At 65.4% G+C, this 18,976-nt stretch carries 11 protein-coding genes; 5 read left to right on the top strand and 6 right to left on the bottom strand.

All coding sequences use genetic code 11. The features are described from left to right. Window positions 1–13 precede the first annotated feature (13 nt). The 6 genes from ABIE56_RS05345 to glk form a co-directional block, all read right to left on the bottom strand. Window positions 14–1,849, bottom strand: coding sequence for a glycoside hydrolase family 35 protein (locus ABIE56_RS05345; protein ID WP_429242794.1), 1,836 nt, complete (start codon window positions 1,847–1,849; stop codon window positions 14–16). Continuing rightward, on the bottom strand, window positions 1,846–4,218 hold the full coding sequence (locus ABIE56_RS05340; protein ID WP_429242793.1) for a GH92 family glycosyl hydrolase: 2,373 nt from the start codon (window positions 4,216–4,218) through the stop codon (window positions 1,846–1,848). Before ABIE56_RS05340 ends, ABIE56_RS05345 begins: the two co-directional genes overlap by 4 nt. Then, a complete protein-coding gene (locus ABIE56_RS05335; protein WP_429242792.1) occupies window positions 4,215–6,818 on the bottom strand; it encodes a glycoside hydrolase family 3 C-terminal domain-containing protein in 2,604 nt (867 codons plus the stop codon). The genes ABIE56_RS05340 and ABIE56_RS05335 overlap by 4 nt, the downstream gene beginning before the upstream one ends. Then, on the bottom strand, window positions 6,815–9,151 hold the full coding sequence (locus ABIE56_RS05330) for a beta-N-acetylhexosaminidase (RefSeq protein WP_429242791.1): 2,337 nt from the start codon (window positions 9,149–9,151) through the stop codon (window positions 6,815–6,817). The genes ABIE56_RS05335 and ABIE56_RS05330 overlap by 4 nt, the downstream gene beginning before the upstream one ends. Window positions 9,152–9,174: 23 nt before the next feature. Further along, the gene (locus ABIE56_RS05325; RefSeq protein WP_429242790.1) at window positions 9,175–12,210 is read right to left on the bottom strand and encodes a carboxypeptidase regulatory-like domain-containing protein; all 3,036 of its coding nucleotides are present in this window, start codon (window positions 12,208–12,210) and stop codon (window positions 9,175–9,177) included. 106 nt (window positions 12,211–12,316) lie between these two features. Beyond that, window positions 12,317–13,360, bottom strand: coding sequence for a glucokinase (glk, locus tag ABIE56_RS05320; RefSeq protein WP_429242789.1), 1,044 nt, complete (start codon window positions 13,358–13,360; stop codon window positions 12,317–12,319). Between the two features lie 336 nt (window positions 13,361–13,696). On the opposite strand from glk, the gene ABIE56_RS05315 reads away from it, so the two are divergent. The 5 genes from ABIE56_RS05315 (at window position 13,697) to ABIE56_RS05295 (ending at window position 18,976) form a co-directional block, all read left to right on the top strand. Next, window positions 13,697–14,014 carry an STAS domain-containing protein gene (locus ABIE56_RS05315; RefSeq protein WP_429242788.1) on the top strand — a complete coding sequence of 106 codons (318 nt, stop codon included), beginning with the start codon at window positions 13,697–13,699 and terminating at the stop codon, window positions 14,012–14,014. A gap of 15 nt (window positions 14,015–14,029) precedes the next feature. Beyond that, window positions 14,030–14,392 carry a response regulator gene (locus ABIE56_RS05310; protein ID WP_247434560.1) on the top strand — a complete coding sequence of 121 codons (363 nt, stop codon included), beginning with the start codon at window positions 14,030–14,032 and terminating at the stop codon, window positions 14,390–14,392. Window positions 14,393–14,433: 41 nt separating this feature from the next. Beyond that, on the top strand, window positions 14,434–16,413 hold the full coding sequence (locus ABIE56_RS05305; RefSeq protein WP_429242787.1) for a chemotaxis protein CheA: 1,980 nt from the start codon (window positions 14,434–14,436) through the stop codon (window positions 16,411–16,413). 291 nt (window positions 16,414–16,704) lie between these two features. Continuing rightward, window positions 16,705–17,217 (top strand): chemotaxis protein CheW, encoded by a 513-nt coding sequence (locus ABIE56_RS05300; RefSeq protein ID WP_247434566.1) that lies wholly within the window; start codon window positions 16,705–16,707, stop codon window positions 17,215–17,217. A 46-nt stretch (window positions 17,218–17,263) separates the two neighbouring features. Continuing rightward, entirely contained in the window at window positions 17,264–18,976 is a 1,713-nt protein-coding gene (locus tag ABIE56_RS05295; protein WP_429242786.1) for a methyl-accepting chemotaxis protein, read from the top strand.

Genomic DNA, 18,976 nt, shown 5'->3' with positions numbered 1-18,976 from the left:
GGCACGAAGGCGATCAGGGGGATGGGGCCGGAGCGGACCACAGGCGCTGGTCCACTCCGCGCATGGCGGGCTTGTCGCGTGTTTCAAGATCGAACACCACGACGTCGTTCTCGCCCTTGCGGAACCACGGGCCCGGTGCGTACAGATCGTGCTGCGGGCCGATCGACCAGATGCGACCCAGGTTCACGCCGTTGAGCCACGCGGCGCCTTTGCCGAACGCGCGGGTATCCAGGAAGGTATCGGCGAGGGTATCTACCGTGATCTTGCCGCGATGGAAGGCCGGACCCTCCACCTTGGCCGTGGTCCAGCCGTGCAGCGAGGCGGGCGCAGTCATGGGCAGCGGGAACGCCTGCCAGCCATGTAGCACCTTGTCGCCAAGCATCACAGTATCGACCAGGCCGGCGCGACCATCTTCCATGCGTGGGCCGTAGTTAACGCGGCCGGTGTTTTCTACCAGCACGTCCAGCGTGTGGTCTCCGGCAGGGATGTCGAGGTCGATGGACATCTGTTTCAGGCGGCGATCGACGGTACCGCGTGTTTGCTTGTCGAGATACACGGCAGCGTAATCACGCACCTCGCCCAGATAGAGCGAGCCCTTGAATGGACCATGCACCGTGGTGCGGTAGAGGATGTAGCCATAGCCCTGCCCGTAGGCCTCCATGGACCTAGGCAGGTCGGATGCCTGCGGCGCAGGCAGGTTGTCCCACAGCGACGCGGATTCGTCCAGGGTGAAGGCGGGCAGTGTGCGAACGGGGGGTGAGTCCGGGACAGGCGGTAGCTTCTCGCCCGTTGCCTTCGCAATGATGTCGCGGAACTGCGTGTACTTGGCAGTGGGGCGCCCCGCTTCATCCAGCGCCGCGTCGTAGTCGTAGCTGGTGGTCTGCGGCGCGTAGTGGTCGGCCGGGCCGCCCTGGAAGTTCGCACCATTCATAAAGCCGAAGCTTGTGCCGCCATGCACGAGATACACGCTCACGGAGTAGCCTTGCTTTAGCATCCACGCGAGTTCGTCGGCTTGCTGCCTGGCGTTCGTGGCGGCGTGCTTGCCGCCCCACTGGTCGAACCAGCCAGCCCACCATTCGCCGGCCATAAGCGGACCGCTGGGCCGGAACGCTTTCAGCAACTCGAAGCTCTTCTTCGCCTCGCCCGGCGAGAAGTCGATCACCGCGGTGACATCCGGCAGCGTGCCGTTGGCGAGCAGATCGGGGCCGTCGTAGGTAAGCAGCATGTCATCGGCAAGGCCCGAGCGTTTCAGCATCGCGCGGATCGCTTCCAGGTAGGTTTTGTCGTTGTTATATGAGCCGTACTCGTTCTCGAGTTCCGTGGCGATGATGGGGCCGCCATGGCTGGCGAGCAGCGGCGCGAGTTCCTTGCCCAGGCGCTGCAGGTAGCGATCGGAGGCGGCGAGGAAGCGCGGATCGCGCGTGCGCACGCGCATGCCAGGCTCGGCGAACAGCCACGCGGGAAAGCCGCCGGCATCCCATTCGCCGCAAATGTATGGGCCCGGGCGGAGGATCACGTTCAGGCCTTCGGCCTGCGCCGCTTTCACGAACGCCGCCACATCGTTGTTGCCGCTGAAATCGAACGTACCAGGCGAGGGCTCCAGCAGGTTCCAGAACACGTACGTGGTGATGGTGTTCAGCCCCATCGCACGTGCCTTGCGCAGGCGATCCTGCCAGTAGGCGCGTGGCACGCGCTGGAAATGCATATCGCCGGAGATGATCTGGTACGGCTTGCCTTCGCGCAGGAAGTGCGGCCCCGAGACGGTGACGGGCGGGTTCGCGACGGCGGCCGGCGCGGCGACAGCCAGCGCGACGGCACAGGCGAGGGCGGAAAGGGTGGAACGCTTCATGCGGTCTCCTGGCGGGCGTCCATGGCGAAGGACGGCGGGCGGTCGGCGCGATCGGCGCCATACCGCGGGTTGGGCGCAGCGCCCATGTGGAAGACGAGGTGGCCGCCGGCGGCAAGGTCGGCGTGGGCGAGCCAGGTCCGTGTATACGGTTTGCCGTTCCACGTCGCGGACTGGATATAGGGTGTGTCGGGGCCGTTGTTCACGGCTTCGATCGTGAGCGTGCGGCCACCGCCCAGGTCGATCTCGGCGCGATCGAACAGCGGGCTGCCGATCACGTAGGTGGCACTGACCGGATCCACCGCATAGAAGCCCAGCGCGCTCATCACGTACCACGCGCTCATCTGCCCGCAATCCTCGTTGCCAATCAGGCCATCGGGTGTGTCCTGGTACATCGTGGCCAGCAGCGAGCGCACGCGTGCCTGGGTCTTATGGTGCTGCCCGGCGTAGGCGTACAGGTAGGCCACATGGTGGCTGGGCTCGTTGCCGTGCGCGTACTGGCCTACCAGCCCTGAGATATCGGGTGGTGCGCCTGGGAGCTGCTCGGAGCTCGCGGCGAACAGGGCATCGAGCTTGCGCGCGAAGGCATCCTCGCCACCGAACAAGGCCATGTAGCCATACAGGTCGTGCTGGTTGAGGAAGGTGGCCTGCCACGCGTTGGATTCGGTGAAATCGTGCCATGGGGCACCGTGGCCGAGTTCGCGCGGATCGAACGGCGTGGCCCAGCTGCCATCGGCAAGGCGCGGCTGCACGAACCCGCTGTCGCGATTGAACACGTTGCGGTAGTTACGCGAGCGATCACGCAGCCGTCGGTAGTCGTCGCCTGCACCGGCGGCTTTTGCCAGGTGGGCGACGGCCCAGTCGTCATACGCGTATTCGAGCGTCTTGCTGGTGGCCTCCCACTCCTTGTCGGCCGGGATATAGCCAAGCCGGCGGTAATCGGCGAGACCGCGGTAATCGTCGTCCATCGCACGCTGGCGGAACAGTGGCCACGCGCGGGCATAGTCGATGCCGGTGAATCCCTTCGCCTGCGCCTCGGCGATGACGACGGCGGAGTGGTAGCCGATCATGCAACCGGTCTCCACGCCTTGCAGCGGCCACACGGGCACGCCCTCGGGGCTCTCGGCAGCCATGCGCACGAGGCTATTGACGAGCCCGGGCACACGCTTCGGCTGCACCAGGGTAAGCAGCGGGTGGACGGCGCGGTAGGTGTCCCAAAGGGAGTAGGTAGTGAAGGTGTGTTGGCCGCGCGGGAGCGTGCGGATCGCGTCATCCATGCCGCGGTAGCGGCCATCGATGTCGCTGGTGAGGGTGGGGGCGACGAGGGAGTGGTAGAGGGCGGTGTAGAAGGTACGCTTTTGGGCCACCGTGCGGGGATCGCGCGCCAGCGCGCTGCTACAGGGGAGCTGCACCTTGCCTAGCTCCTGCTCCCATTGGGACTCGGCGCTGGCACGGGTGTGTTCGAAATCGAAGCCGGGTTGCTCGGCATCGAGGTTGCGCAGGGCGGCTGCGGCGTCGATCGTGGAGAGGCCCACTTTCACCAGGAGTGGGGTGGTGCCCGCATCCGGGTAGTGCAGCACGGCTTTCAGGTGCGCGCCGGCGGTGTCTTTCGCATCGGCTTGCGGCTGGTTCTCGTTGTACAGCGTGGCCTGGGCGAAAGGCCGCGACAGGCGCATGGCGAAGTAGATATGCCGCCCCTTGGCCCATTGGTGGACGCGGCGGCCGCCCAGCAGCGTGCGGTTGTCGACCACGCGTAATGTCGCCTCGCTCACGCGCGTGGGTGTATGCGCGTTGTCCTGCATGCCGTGGCACAGGTCGAGCACCAGGTGGCCGGCACTGCCAGCAGGGAAGGTGTAGCGGTGCAGCCCGGTGCGTGCCGTGGCGGTGAGCTCGGCGCGAATGCCATGGTCTTTCAGCAGCACGCTGTAGAAGCCGGGCGAGGCGCTCTCATCCGCATGATCGAAGCGCGAGCGGTAACCCGTGCCGGGTTCTTCGGGATCGCCCGGCACTAGCGTCACGTCGCCCGTGGCCGGCATCAGCAATACATCCATCATGTCGCCGATGCCCGTCCCGGAAAGGTGGGTGTGCGAGAAACCCATGATCGAGCGGTATCGCTGGTGGTAACCCGAGCACACATCCCAGTCGGCGTTGTAGGTATCCGGGCTGAGCTGGACCATGCCGAACGGCGTGGTGGCGCCGGGGTAGGTATGGCCGTGGCCGCCGGTGCCGATGAACGGATCGACGTACTGGCGTACCGGCTCACGCGCTGCACCGTGCTTTTCCAGCGCTGCCAGGGCGCGTGTCGTGCCTTGCCCCGCGAGCAGGGCCGCGCCGAGCGAGCCCTGCAGGAAGTCGCGTCGCGTCAACCTCATCGCGGCAGGGCCTGGCGGCCGTGAATCGCGAAGCCCAGCGCCTGGCCGGGTGCATCGCCGGGTTGGCCGCCGCCGAGATAGAGGCCATACGTACCCGCTTCCACCGTGCGATGGCCTGCCGCATCGACGGAGCTGAGCGTGCGCGGATCCAGGGTGAACGTGATGCGGCGGCTTTCGCCAGGCTTGAGGCTCACGCGCTGGAAACCGACCAGGGCGCGCTGCGGCGCGAGTTTGTCGGCCGCCGGGTAACTCAGGTAAGCCTGCACGACTTCATCGCCCACACGCTCGCCGTCATTGCGCACGGTGATGCTGGCCGTTAGTGGCTTGCCGGCATCGACGGTCGCCTCCGCGGCCTGTGCATCCGTGTACGCGAAATGCGTGTAGCTCAGCCCGTGGCCGAACGCGTACAACGGTGTGCCCTTGAAGTAACGGTACGTGCGGCCTTTCATCTGGTAACTCGTGAAGGGCGGCAGGTCACGCACGGAGCGGTAGAAGGTGACCGGCAAGCGGCCGGCCGGATTGTAGTCACCGGCCAGCACCTGCGCGATCGCCGTGCCGCCACGTTCACCGGGGTACCACGCGGCGACGATCGCCGAGGCATGGCCCTTCGCCCATTCGAGCGCGACCGCGCTGCCGGACATCAGCACGACGACCAGCGGCTTACCTGCCGCAGCGGCACGCTCAAGCAGCGCCCGTTGCGTAGCTGGCAGGCCGATATCGGTGCGGTCACCGCCATCGAAACCCGGCACGTCGACGTGCAGCTCCTCGCCTTCTACATCGGGGGAGAGGCCCACGAAAGCGACGGTCACATCCGATGCGGCTACAGCCCGCTCCGCTTCGGCAAGCTGGGCCTCGGCGGGTGGCAGCCATTGCAGGCGTACGCCCTGGTCCTCGCCGCTGTGCACGTATTCCAAACGCACGGCGTGTGGCTGGGCATCGGCAAAGTGTAGAGTGGCCTGCGTGTGCTGGTCGTCGCCCGCATCATCGATCACGGGCGTGCCATCGACGAACAGGCGCACCGGATCGTGGCCAGCGCAATCGAAGCAGCGCTCGACGTGCACGGCCAGCGTGTAGTCGCCCGGGCCGGGTGGCACCAGCGTGCCGGTCCAACGCACCGCGTAGTGGCCGTTCGGCAGGCCGGCCGGCGAGACGTGGTCCCAGTCGAAATCGATGCTCCGATCCGTGCGTGTGGCGCGCGGCTTGCCACTGAAATCCGTATTGTCGAAATAGGCGCCGGTCAGGCCGGTTGCCGCCTGGGCGTCAGCACCCGTACGCCATGCGGTCTCGGGCACGGGGATGGGCACGCCTGCCGCCACTGGCGAACCTTGCGCGTAGGCCACCCGGTCAGCACCGAAACGCGCGCGCAGGCCTTGCAACGGCGTCACCGGTGCGCGTGGTGTCGCGTGGTAGTTCGCTTCCAGCGCCTCAACCGTATCGGCGTTCGGGCCAATCACCGCGATACGCGGCGTGCCCTTGAGCGGCAGCGCGGCGTTGTCGTTCTTCAGCAATACCACCGATTCCAGTGCGGCCTGCAGGGCCAGGGCGCCGTTGGCCTTTGCATCGATGGTGGCGGGCCTGGCGGCAGGCGCACCCAGCTCGCCCAGCCGGTAACGCGCCGCGAACAGGCGTACCAGCGAGGTATCAAGGACGGATTCCGTCACCTCGCCGCGTCGCACCGCCTCGCCGAGGTCGGCATAGGCGAAGCCGCAATCCAGGTCGGTGCCCGCGCGAATCGCGGCCGCGGACGCGCCGGCGTTGTCGGGGCGGTAATAATGGAACTTGGTCATATCGTCGACCGCATCGCAATCGGAGACGACAAAGCCCTTGAAGCCCCAGTCCTTGCGCAGCGTATCGTCGAGCAGGCCCGCATCGGCGCACACGGGCGTGCCATGCAGCGCGTTGTACGCACACATCACCGAGCCGGCATGCCCCTCGGTGACGGCCGCGCGGAAGGCGGGAAGGAACGTGGCTTCCAGGTCGTGCGGGGATACATCCACGTCGAAACCATGTCGTCCTGCCTCCGGTCCACTGTGCACGGCGAAGTGCTTGGGCGTGGCGATGGCGCGCGGGTGGGCCGGATCCGGGCCCTGGATGCCTTGCACGAAGCTGACGGCGAGCCGGCCGGTGAGGTAAGGATCCTCGCCGTAGGTTTCCTGGCCGCGGCCCCAGCGGGGGTCGCGGAAGATGTTGACGTTGGGCGACCAGATAGTGAGCCCTTCGTAACGGCCATGGTCGTGCCCCGCGCCGATCGCATCAAAACGGGCACGCTGCTCCTGCGAGACCACATTGCCGACCTGGTGCATCAGCGCCGGATGCCAGCTTGCCGCCAGGCCAATGGCCTGCGGGAACACCGTCGCATAGCCCGAGCGCGCCGCGCCATGCAGGCCTTCGTTCCACCACTCGTACGCCGGGATGCCCAGCCGGGGCAGGGCGGGCGCGGCACTCTGCAACTGCGCCACCTTCTCCTCGAGGCTCATGCGCCCGACCAGTTCGCTTGCCCGCTGCTCCGGCGTCGCCGGTGCCGCAGCCCAGGCGCCGGTCGCGAGGGCCACGGCGCCCGCGAGGGCGAGCACGCGAACGGCACGCGGGCGCAAGGTCATCGTTGGCCTCCCATCAATTGCACGGACTGCAGGCCATACAAGGGACCGGTGATCGGCGCGGTAATACGCAGGCACAGATCGTGCTCGCCACCTGTGGCCGGCAGCTTGCCCTGGAGGAAGATCTTCTCGCCCAGCGCCTTGCCATCGGGCAGGGGCAGGCTGGCCAGCAGCGGACCGGCGCAGGTGTCCTGGTGGACCTCCAGCTCACCGTTCTTCGTTTTCGCCGGATATGAGACAACCTTCGACTGGTCATGCGCGAGCCCGTAGTTCCGGGCCAGCCGCGCCGCTTCAACGCGAACGCCGGTGATGCCGTCCAGCGGCGCCTTCGGGTACAGCCAGCACGAGTGGAACAGATCCACGTCGTACACCGGCGTATCCATCGCACCAAGGTCCGGCAACAGCGGCATGCGCAGGCCAAGGCCACCATCCGGGCACTTGGTGAACTCGCCATTGCGCCGCGTAAGCAATGCATCGCGATCGATCAGGCGGCTGCGCGCGGCAGCGATCTGCATGCCATCCGGGGCAAACGTGGCGGCGCGTACCGTGACCGGCAGCGTGACCGGGAACGGTGCGCTGTAAACCGTGGCCGAGGCCCCCGGTGTGCTGCCATCGGTGGTGTAGCGCAGCGTGCCAAAGCCGGTCTGGTTATCCAGGCTCACCGTGGCCTTGCCATCGCGGAGCACGGCGGGAACCTCTTCGTTAACGTGGATCGCGGGGGCGAAGGCGGTATCGGAAGGCACGATATCCAGCGCTGCGTAGCGGCGGAACTGCGCCGGCAGGCGCTGCTGGAAGCTATCCCAGTTCCGGGCTTCGCGCGGCGACCACGCGATTTCCGACATGGCATCGACACGTGGGAACAGGGCGTGCTGTACGTGGCGCTGCGACGGGATGAACTCAGCCCATAGCGTGGCCTCGGTGCCCAGCACATGCTTCGCCTGTTCCGGCGTGAGCGAGGCATCCACGGGCTCGAAGCCATACACGCGCTTCAGCTCAAGCACCGAGAGGCGACCGTTCGGCTCGTCGGCACGGTTGCTCTGGTGGTTGTCGAAATACATCCAGCCCGCAGGGGCGAGCACCACATCGTGGTCCTGCTTCGCCGCATCGATCGCGCCTTCCACGCCACGCCAGGACATCACCGAGGCGGTACGGGGCAGGCCGCCCTCGAGAATTTCATCCCAGCCGATCAGGCGGCGGCCATGCTTGCCGAGATAATCGCCCAGCCGATCGGTGAACCAGCTTTGCAGCGCGTTCTCATCCTTGATACCCAGCGATGTCATCTTCGCCTGCACCGCTGGCGAGTTCTTCCACTGATCCTTGACCGCCTCATCGCCGCCGATATGGATATAGGTCGACGGGAACAGCGCCATCACCTCATCGAGGACGTTCTGGATGAAGGTGAAACTCTTGTCGTCCACGTTGTAAAGGTAAGGATTCACGCCCCAGTCGACGGAGACCGCAGGGCGTTCTCCGGTGACGCCGACAATCTCCGGGTAGGCGGCCACCGCGGCCTGCGCGTGGCCTGGCATATCCAGTTCAGGCACCACGGTGATATGGCGGGCCGCGGCATACGCCACGACATCGCGGATCTGCGCCTGGGTATAGAAGCCGCCGTACTTCAGCGGTTCGCCATGCGTGCCCGCGCCGGGCGGGGTACGCCAGCCGCCGATGCTGGTGAGCTTCGGGTAACGCTTGATCTCGATGCGCCAGCCCTGGTCATCACTCAGGTGCCAGTGGAACGTGTTGAGCTTGTGCTCGGCCATGGTGTCGAGCACCTCCTTCACTTCCGCTACCGTGCGGAAGTGGCGGACCACATCGAGCATGAGCCCGCGCCATGCGAAGCGTGGCCAGTCACGGATCGCGACGTCCGGGACCTGGGTGGGACCTTGCGTGCCATCGGTGGTGGCCAGCTGCCACAAGGTCACCGCACCGTAGAACAGGCCGGCATCACCACGCGAGCTGATGCGCACGCCGCTGGCATCGATATCGAGCGTGTAGCCATCCGGCTTGTCGACGGAAGCCTTGGGGTCGGTACGCAGCATGATCGCGCCGCTAACCGGCGTGGCTGTCGCGACCAGGGCGAGGTCGAGGCCACGGCTGCGTTTCAGCTCGGCCGCGAGGTAATGCGCGGCCGCCTCGGCGCCCTTGTCGCCGGGGGCGAAGGCGATCGGCGTGTGCGCATCGATCGCCAACTGGCCGGCGGCGGGTTTGACCTCCGCCGGCATCGGGATCAGCGGCGGCAGTGCCTGTGCGTGGATGATCCCGCTGCTGCAGAGCAAGGCGGCCACCAGTGCCGAACGGAGGCCCCGGCGTCGTGCCGGGGCGTGCCTCTTCATGCCATCAGTCATCAAACCAGCCTTTACTGGAACGTATAGCGGAGTGCCAGGGTCGTGGTGCGTGGGGTCTGCCAGGTGGCTGCGCCGTAGTTCACGCTCTCGATCGAGCTGGCGTCAGCGTTCAGGGTACCGGTATCGTAGACCTGGTTGACGTCGATGGTGCCCTGGCGATTCGTGACGTTGCTCACGCGTAGCTGCAGGCTCAGGTCGTTGGAAGCGTTGATCTTCCACGCGTAGGTCGCCGAAAGGTCGAGCTGCCAGAAGAAGGGCAGTCGGTTACCCGTACCCTGCTTTTCAAGTTGCCCGTCACAGAAGTGTGACTGGGCGCCGAGGTGCGTGTAGGCCGGATCTTCCGTATTCGGGTAACTGCCAATGCAACTCGTCGGTGCGCCGGTGTGTGCGGTAAACACCCCGCCCAGTGAGAAACCGTTGGCGAAATCGTAAGTACCCGTGGCGGTAAGACTATGCCGGATATCGCCGGCCAGGTTGCCGTTGCTCCCCACCATGACGCCCGGGTAGTTGAAGGCGGTGGTCTGCCCGATCCACCCGGCATTGCGGCGCTCTTCGTCGATCAGGCCGTTGGTATTGCCGTACTCGCGAGCGTAGGTATAGCTGAGGTTGAGGAAGTACGGTTCGGCGGGTGACGATGCGTGCGTCAGGCCGAGCTTGAGGTTGTAGTACTTGTGCTTCGGCTTGGGCAGGCCGAGTGCCGCGCCCGGGATCGAAAGCGGTTCAACCTCACCATCGCCGTCGTAGTCGCGCTTCAGCGTGAAGCGTTCGCCAGGGTTGAGCAGCCAGCAGGTCGAATTGTCCTGCGTGTAGTCAGCATAACCCTGGGACTGGGCGTAAGCCTGCACGCCGCCGCCGTAGCAGGTGTCCTCGACGATTCGGCGCAGGTCCACCCAACCCAACTGCACGAGGCCTGACCATTCCGGCGTCAGCTGCTTCTGCACATAGAGCTGTGCTTCGTACTGGTACGGCGCCTTGATATTGGTCGCTGCGATCTGCGCCGGCGTGGGCACGCCCTGGTTCGTGATGTACGAGTTGCCGATCTGGGTAAGGCCCTGCGGGGCCAGCGTATTCGGGTCGATGCTCGTATAGGTGTAATAGTTCGTGTATGTCGTACGTGGCTCGGCGACGCCGAAGCTGAAGGACGAGGGCAGGGGAATCGAGTACTTGCCCAGGCTGCCGCCGATCTTCATGGAACTGTCGCCATATACGTCCCACGAGACGCCGAGGCGTGGCGAGGTGATCGGCAAGCGCATGAACTGATTGCCCAGGCCATCCTTGTAGATGTAGTTGTCCCAGCGCACCGCGCCGTATATAAGTACACGTTCGGCGGCCTGCCAATAGTCCTCGACGTAGGCGCCCTTATTGATCGTCTGGAACGAGCCGCCCTCCAGGTCAACGTACTGGGTGACGTACTTGCCATCCGCAGGTGACACGGAGCCATTCTGCAGTGCGACGTTGGCCTGGTCGTAGTAGGTGAACCAGCCCGCCGGCACCGAATCGGTCGTGCTGGCCAGCGAGTGTTTGTAATACTCGCCACCGAATACGAGCTTGTGATCGCCAAGCTGCCAGGTGAAGTCGCCCTTGTACCCACGGCGCCAGTAGTCCGATGGCGAATAGCTAAACGGATTGTTGTTGTGGCCGATGTTCGTCTGGGTCTGCGTCGCGGAGTTGTACGAGGTGACGTAGGGAAACTCGGTGTTCTCGTCGCTCGAATTGGGCGAGTAAACGATGGAGCCCAGGTAACCACCCATCAGGCGCAGCGACATGTCGTCGTTGATCTGCCAATGGTAGTTACCAATCAGGAACCGCGTATCCGTGCGGGTCTGGCTCCACGACAACCAGTCACCCACGGACTTCGGGTTGTAGTTCTCGTTGAGCTGGTAGAAGTTGTTGAACGACTGGCTGTAATCGCGGTGGGCCAGGATGTTCAGTGACTGGTCGTTGCTGATGTTCCAGGTCAGGTTCAGCAGGTAGTTCTTGTCGCGGCTGCTGGTTTCCTGCTTCTGGGTCTGGCCGTAGGCCTGCGAGCGCGATGCCGGGTCGTTACCGAGCAGCGCGTAGAAGAACACCTTGTCCTTCACGATGGCGCCGGAGGCCCACAGGTACTGCTGGGCGATGCTGTCGTGGTTATTGGCCGACGAGTAGCTGTAGTAATCGCCGATGCTGTTCAGTGTGTTGTGGCCGCGCGGGTTGAGCAGGCGCGATGTGGGCGGCGTGAAGTACAGCGAGTAGCCGGCGTGGAAATCGTTGGTACCCTGCTTGATCGTCGATGACATGACGCCACCGGTCGCATTGGTCCACGAGGCGCTGGCGCCGTTCGTGATCAGCTGTGTATCGCTGATGGCTTCGGCGGGCAGGGCCGTGGAGCCCAGCGAGTTCTTGTCGTTGGTGACATCGAACTCGTTGTAGTAGTAGCGGTTTTCCGCCGGGCTGGCGCCACCGATGGAGACATAGCCCGTGTTGTGCTGGTCGAAACGCACGCTGGAATCCAGCCGCGCCACGCTTTCCGGGCTGCGGTCGACGGGCAGGGCATCGATCAGCTTGTAGTTGTAGCTGGTGGTGAGCTCCGGCGTGCTCACGTCGATCGGGGTGACGTTGGTCGTCATCGTCGTGGCCTGCACGGTCACGGCGCCCAGGTCGCTGGCGTTCACCGTAGAAGCCGCCGCGGCGGCCGCTCCGCCAAGTTCCGGCACGGGCGCATTGCGGTTCGGGTTCACCACCACCGTGGATTGGCCAAGCGCCTGGCCATCGCGTACCAGGCTTACCTGGTACTCACCGGGGTTCAGGCCGGTAAGGCTGTAGCGGCCATCCGCATCGGGCGTAATGTCCTTGCTGAAACCGGTGGCGCGGCTGGCCACGTTCACCGTAACGCCGCTGCCTGCGCCCTCGTGGCCGTAGAGGCCACCCGTAAGCGACTGGGCCATGGTGCCTTGCGCGCAGGCCAGCATGACCGAAGCCGCGAGCATGCGGCGAACAAAGCGACCTGCAACCATACCCTTCCCCGTGCCGTGCGTTTCCGCACGACAGTTACCGTTGGTGCTGCTCATCTGGTTTGACTCCCCGCTAAGGCCCGGTCGGCGGTTCGCTGCGCTGGGCCCGGCTGCAACGAATAGAAAGGGCGGACAGGCCGTTTGGCCGCCGCCATCGGCGTGTTCAGTGGGCGGAACCCACCCTGGCACCGGCATGGAGCGTGGCGGCACCCACGACACCCAGTTGCCCGTGTTCCACCAGCCGCACCGGTACGCGCTCCAGGAAAGGGCGCATCACACCCTTGTTGAAGAAGCGCTCGCGGAAATGGCTGGCAAGAAGAAAGTCGCGAAGTTGCGGCAGGATGCCGCCGGCAAGGAACACACCCCCGTGTGCGCCATACAACATGGCCAGGTCAGCGGTGAAACCACCGAGCACGGCGCAGAACACATCCAGCGCTTCGCGCGCGTTGGCATCCGCTCCCGCTATGCCCGCCGCACTCACCGCATCCGGTGTCAGGCATACCGCTTCACTGCCGTTGAGCTCGGCCAGTGCGCGGTAAGTGGCAAGCAAGCCGGGCCCGGAGACGATGGATTCGACGGAAACATAAGAGCGGGTGCGCGCAAGGATGCGCATGATCGCGATCTCGCGCTCGTCACCCGGTGCCAGGGCGATCTGTCCTGCTTCCGTGGAGAGCACCTGCGCATGGGTGGCGCCCGGCAGGAGCACGGCCGAGCCGAGTCCCGTCCCCGGGCCCATCACCACGACCGGGCCCTTCGCATGCGTCGGGGCACCCGGCAGGATCGTGGTCGTCGTTTCGCGGTCCACGAACTGGCTGGCAAAGGCCACCGCTTCGAAATCGTTGACCACATCGAGCACCTCCGCACCCGTGGCGGCCCGGATGCTCGACAGGGAAACGCGCCAGGGCAGGTTGCTGTTGGCCACTTCATCGTCCAGCACGTAGCCGGCGATGGCGATGGCACAACGCTCGATGCCCAGCGGCGCGGCGTCGGCCTGCGCGGTTAAGAAGTCCTTGAGGATGGCATCGAGGCTGGGCCACTCGGCCCCGGCGTAGCGGCCCTGGGCCAGCACCTGCACCGGCTGGCGCGGATCGGCATGGCGGATGACCAGCGCGACACGCGCGTGTGTCCCGCCGACATCCGCGGCCAGGATTGGCCTGGCGACCGCGGCGATCTGCGCTACCACCGGCTGGTTGACCCACTTTCCCATCACCCACCCCACCCTTGGAAAGCTATCGCGCGGGGGACGAAAACCACCGTCAGGGCGCGACAAGATGACGTGAGTCTTTCCCGCCCGTGACAACGTTGTCAATGAAAATGATGTTCACCAGTGAATAAACACGAAATATCACAATCCATTTCTGTGAAAAGCATAACTCCATGTAGGAGCGCGCTTGCGCGCGATGGGGCCTGGCGCGAGCACCCATCGCGCGCAAGCGCGCTCCTACATGATTCGGCCACCCATTTTTCGCCGAACCCATCGCCTAAAGCTTTCCCCCGCAGCGCCGATAAGCCTTTCGAACGACCCCCCGGGCACGGTAAAACCATGGCGAAGAAATCCACCCAAGACGCAACCCCGGCGCCCCTCGCGCTGGAAGCGGACCTGCGTATCGGCGCGGCTCCGGCCTTGCGCGATACCTTGCTGGCGGCCCTTGAGGCTGGCAAAGCGGTGCAGCTCGATGGCGCCGCCGTTGCCCAGGTGGATGCCGCCGCCCTGCAGGTGCTCGCGGCATTCAGCCGGGATGCCCGCGCGGCCAGCGTGCCGGTGGCCTGGCTGGGGGCCAGCGATACCCTTCGCCGTGGCGTCACGGTGCTGGGGCTTAATGCATTGATTGAACTGCCGGCGCCAGCCGGCGTGAACTGAAGGTAGAGCAGACCGATGGCTAAGATTCTTGCGGTAGACGACTCGGCTTCCATGCGCAGCATGGTGGCTTTCACCCTGCGTGGCGCCGGCCATGACGTGGACGAGGCCGATAACGGCCAGAACGCGCTCGATACCGCCGCCGCGAACAAGTACGACCTGATCCTGGCCGACGTGAACATGCCGGTGATGGATGGCATCACCATGGTCCGCGAAATCCGCACCCGTGCGGGCTACAGCGGCGTGCCCATCCTCATGCTCACCACCGAGTCGGACACGAACAAGAAGATGGAAGGCAAGGCCGCTGGCGCAACCGGCTGGCTGGTGAAGCCGTTCGATCCCGACCAGCTGCTGGCCACCGTCGCCCGCGTGCTCGGTTAATCCACTGATCCAAGCGTTCCGTTTTATTCCAGGGTTCTCCCATGTCCAAAGTCGATCTGGCGCAATTCCACAAGGCGTTCCACGAGGAGAGCCTCGATGGCCTCGACGCCATGGAGCAGGCGCTCCTCGCGCTGGATGAGGGCGCGGAAGATCCGGAACTGATCAACGTCGTGTTCCGTGCCGCCCATTCGATCAAGGGCGGCGCGGCCACGTTCGGCTTCACCGATGTAGCTGCGTTCACGCATGTGGCCGAAAACCTGATGGACGAGGTCCGTAGCGGCCGCCGCCCCATGGAAAAGGCCGTGGTGGAACTGCTGCTGCGCTCGGGCGACATCATCCGCGACATGCTCTCGTTGCAGATGGCTGGCCAGCCCGGCGCCACGGCGGAAAGCCAGGCGCTGCTCGCCGAACTCTCGGCCATGGTGTCGGGCGGCTCTGCCGCACCGGCCGCTGCTGCCGCCAAGGCCGCCGCGCCGGTGGAAACCATCGAAGGCTGGGATATTGCCTTCCGCCCGTTCGATTACCTGCTGAAGACCGGCAACGATCCGGCGCGCATGTTCCGCGAGCTCGAGGCCATGGGCCCGCTCACGGTCAGCGCCGATGTCTCGAAGCTGCCTTCGCTGAAGGACATGGATCCGTCGTCGTCCTACCTTGCCTATACGCTGGGCCTGGCCGCCGGTGCCAAGCGCGCCGCGGTGGAAGGCGTGTTCGATTGGGTAGATGGCGATTGCGATCTCACGATTACCCCGCGCATCGCGGCGGCGCCTGCGCCGGCCGTGGCCGCACCCGCAGCCCCGGCTGCCGCCGCACCGCGCGCCGTGCGCGATGTGGCAACCAACAGCGAGGCCAGCTCGGTCCGCGTTGGCATTGAAAAGATCGATACGCTGATCAACCTGGTCGGCGAGCTGGTGATCACCCAGTCCATGCTCAGCCAGTTCCACGATGGCGTTTCCGACGCACAGCTGGAAATGCTCCGCCAGGGCCTGGCCCAGCTGGGCCGCCACACGCGCGAGCTGCAGGAAAGCGTGATGAGCATCCGCATGCTGCCGATCAGCACGGTGTTCAACCGCTTCCCGCGCCTGGTGCGCGACCTGGCCCAGAAGCTGGACAAGAAGGTGGTGCTCGACCTGCGTGGCGAAGGCACCGAACTGGACAAGACCGTGCTCGAGAAGATCGGCGATCCGCTGGTCCACCTCGTGCGCAACGCGATCGACCACGGCCTGGAAGTGCCGGCCAAGCGCCTGGCCGCAGGCAAGGGCGATACCGGCACGCTGCGCATGGAGGCCTTCCACCGCGGCGGCTCCATCGTGGTGGAAGTGGGCGACGATGGCGCGGGCCTGAACCGCGATGCCATTGTGGCGAAGGCCGTGCAGCGCGGCATCATCGCCTCGGGCGATGGCATGAGCGATGACCAGGTCGCCGAACTCATTTTCGAAGCAGGCTTCTCCACCGCTGCCGCCACCACCGATCTGTCGGGCCGTGGCGTGGGCATGGATGTGGTCCGCCGTAACGTCATGGACCTGGGCGGTACCGTTGCCATTTCCAGCAAGCACGGCAAGGGCACCACGTTCACCATTACGCTGCCGCTCACGCTGGCCATCATCGATGGCCTCACCGCCGCGGTGGGCGAGGAAACCTACATCGTGCCGCTGGTTTCCATCGTGGAATCGGTGCAGGTGAAGCCCGATGCGCTGCGCAGCGTGGTCGGTGGCGGCGAGCTGTTCCGCTTCCGCGACGAGTGGCTGCCGATCATCCGCCTGTACGATGTGTTCGGCTGCAGCGGCACGCGCCGCGCGGTCGATGACGGCATCGTCATCGTGGTGGAAGGCGAGGGCACCCGCATCGGCCTGTTCGTGGATGAACTGATCGGCCAGCAGCAGGCCGTGGTGAAGTCCCTGGAAGCCAACTACCGCCGCGTGGCCGGCATCTCCGGCGCCACCATCCTGGCCGATGGCTCGGTGGCCCTGATCACCGATATCACCGGCCTGGTCCGCATGCAGGGCCGCCGCAAGGCGGCCTGATCCGGCGTATATCGCCAATCGGCCGTGCCGTTCCGGCCCGGATCGCGCGCGAGCGCGCTCCTACAGCTCCCCCGTGACGCCAACGGAGCGGCGTTCGTAGGAGCGTGCTTGCACGCGATTCAAAAACACGGCGGCGCAGCCGCAACCCCGGACCGCCCGCGCGGCCCAACCCGCGTAGCGTAGAAGCCATGAGGCAAATCCGGCCTCATTTCCCACTAAAGGTCCCCGGTTGATGGCCGATACCCCTTTGAGGGGTCCCGAACCGCCGCACCGATCCGCAGTGGGAACACAATGAACCAGCCAGCCAGCACCGCCACCGTGGCCGACGAAGCCGCGCAGTACCTGACCGTCAACCTCGGCAACGAGGAATACGGCGTCGATATCCTCGCTGTTCGCGAGATCCGTGGCTGGACGCCGGTCACACGCATCCCCCAGGCCCCGGGCTACGTGCTCGGCGTGCTGAACCTCCGCGGCGCCATCGTCCCCGTGCTGGACCTGCGCCTGCGCTTTGGCCTGGCCCGCGAGGAATACACCGCCACCACCGTCTGCGTCATCGTGATGGTCGCCGGCCGCCAGTTTGGCGTGGTCGTGGATGCCGTCTCCGATGTCGTCGAAGTATCCCCCTCGGGCATCCGCCCCGTGCCGGATATGGGCACCACCGTGGATACCGAATACCTGAAGGGCCTGACGTCCGTGGGCGAGCGCATGGTGCTCCTGCTCGATGTCGACCGCCTGCTGCAGCCGCAGGATGCCCAGATGCTGGAAGCCGCCCTGGCTTCCGCCGATACGAAAGCCGTGGCCTGAAGGCCGCGGTGAGCTCGCCTTCGAAAACCTTCGAACTGGAATCGTAATGAAGAAGTTGAAGCTGAAGATCCCCGCGCTGACTGTCCGCGGCCGCCTTTACGGCGTGCTCGGCCTGCTGGCTGTCATGTTGGTCGGTGGTGCGGCCGTCGGCCTCGGTGCCATGTACGTCCAGAACGAAGGCATGCGCCAGGTGTACGAGGAAGAACTCGTGCCGGCGAACATGCTGAGCCAGGTCAGCAACCAGTCGCTCATGGCGTTCATCGTGCTCGGTGAAGCGGGTGCGAAGGCAACCGACAAGAGCGTCGTCAGCCAGAAGCTCGCTGAATTCGACAAGCTGCAGGTGTCGATGGGCAAGCTGAAGGACGATTTCAAGAAGATCCCGATGTCGGCAGAGATCAAGACGCTCTACGACAAATGGCAGGCTACCAACGACGACTACGCCTCGGCGAAGAACGACGTGCTCGATGCCCTGAAGCAGGGTGACGAAGGCGCCAACGACATCATCGAACTCTCGGTCCGCCCCATCCTGATGGATCGCCAGGCGAACCTCGGCAAGCTGATCGATGCCAAGCGCGATGAGGCCGCCGCGATCTACGCCCACCAGGCCTCGCAGTACAAGGTCATCCGCGTCTTCGTGGTGGTCGCGCTCTCGGCCGGCCTGCTCATCAGCTTGCTGATTGGCGTGCTGGTGGTGCGTTCCATCATCCGCACCCTGTCGCACACCGTGGATGTGGCCAACAAGATTGCCGACGGCAAGCTGGGCCACGATATCCAGGTCACCCGCAGCGACGAACTGGGCCAGCTCCAGGCCGCGTTCAAGGCGATGGATGAGCGTCTCGCCGCCATCGTTTCCGAAGTGCGCCACGGTTCGGGTTCGGTCAGCACCGCCGCGCAGCAGATCTCGCGCGGTAACGACGACCTGTCGCAGCGTACGCAGGAACAGGCCTCCAGCCTGGAAGAAACTGCCTCGTCGATGGAGGAAATGACCTCCACCGTGAAGCAGAACGCCGAGAACGCCAGCCACGCCAACCAGCTGGCCCGCGGTGCGCGCGAGCAGGCGGAGAAGGGCGGCGAAGTGGTCGCGCAGACCGTCGTTGCCATGCGCGAGATCAACAGCTCCTCGAAGAAGATTTCCGACATCGTCAGCCTCATCGACGAGATCGCGTTCCAGACCAACCTGCTGGCGCTCAACGCCGCGGTAGAAGCGGCACGTGCCGGTGAGCAGGGCCGCGGCTTCGCTGTGGTCGCCACCGAAGTGCGCAACCTGGCCCAGCGTTCGGCCGGTGCCGCGAAGGAAATCAAGGGCCTGATCAACGACAGCGCGAACAAGGTGAAGGCCGGTTCCGAGCTGGTCGACCAGTCGGGCAAGGCGCTTGCCGAGATCGTCGATAGCGTGAAGAAGGTGACCGATATCGTCGCCGAGATCGCCGCTGCCAGCTCCGAGCAGTCGGCCGGTATCGACCAGGTGAACCACGCCGTGCTGCAGATGGATGAAATGACCCAGCAGAACGCCGCGCTGGTGGAAGAATCCGCCGCCGCCGCCCGTGCCATGCACGAGCAGGCCACGGAGCTCAGCCGCCAGGTGTCGTTCTTCCAGGTGAGCGGCGGTGCCGCCAAGGCGAGCAAGGCCGCCCGCAAGGATCCGACCCAGCAGGAAATGGAAACGGTGTTCGCCTCCGTGCGTAGCCAGCCGGCTCCCGCACGCACCCAGCGTTCGGCCGAATCGGCCGCCGACGCCGGCGTGTGGAAGGAGTTCTGA

The organism is Luteibacter sp. 621, assembly GCF_050435445.1.
Lineage (GTDB): Bacteria > Pseudomonadota > Gammaproteobacteria > Xanthomonadales > Rhodanobacteraceae > Luteibacter.
This window is presented reverse-complemented; position numbering and strand designations above follow the sequence as displayed.

Bases quoted from the DNA above. Each gene is read 5' to 3' on its own strand.
- ABIE56_RS05305 (WP_429242787.1), top strand. From the start codon at position 14,434: ATGTCCAAAGTCGATCTGGCGCAATTCCACAAGGCGTTCCACGAGGAG.
- ABIE56_RS05335 (WP_429242792.1), bottom strand. From the start codon at position 6,818: ATGACCTTGCGCCCGCGTGCCGTTCGCGTGCTCGCCCTCGCGGGCGCC.
- ABIE56_RS05345 (WP_429242794.1), bottom strand. From the start codon at position 1,849: ATGAAGCGTTCCACCCTTTCCGCCCTCGCCTGTGCCGTCGCGCTGGCT.
- ABIE56_RS05300 (WP_247434566.1), top strand. From the start codon at position 16,705: ATGAACCAGCCAGCCAGCACCGCCACCGTGGCCGACGAAGCCGCGCAG.
- ABIE56_RS05315 (WP_429242788.1), top strand. From the start codon at position 13,697: ATGGCGAAGAAATCCACCCAAGACGCAACCCCGGCGCCCCTCGCGCTG.
- glk (WP_429242789.1), bottom strand. From the start codon at position 13,360: ATGGGAAAGTGGGTCAACCAGCCGGTGGTAGCGCAGATCGCCGCGGTC.
- ABIE56_RS05310 (WP_247434560.1), top strand. From the start codon at position 14,030: ATGGCTAAGATTCTTGCGGTAGACGACTCGGCTTCCATGCGCAGCATG.
- ABIE56_RS05340 (WP_429242793.1), bottom strand. From the start codon at position 4,218: ATGAGGTTGACGCGACGCGACTTCCTGCAGGGCTCGCTCGGCGCGGCC.
- ABIE56_RS05295 (WP_429242786.1), top strand. From the start codon at position 17,264: ATGAAGAAGTTGAAGCTGAAGATCCCCGCGCTGACTGTCCGCGGCCGC.
- ABIE56_RS05325 (WP_429242790.1), bottom strand. From the start codon at position 12,210: ATGAGCAGCACCAACGGTAACTGTCGTGCGGAAACGCACGGCACGGGG.
- ABIE56_RS05330 (WP_429242791.1), bottom strand. From the start codon at position 9,151: ATGAAGAGGCACGCCCCGGCACGACGCCGGGGCCTCCGTTCGGCACTG.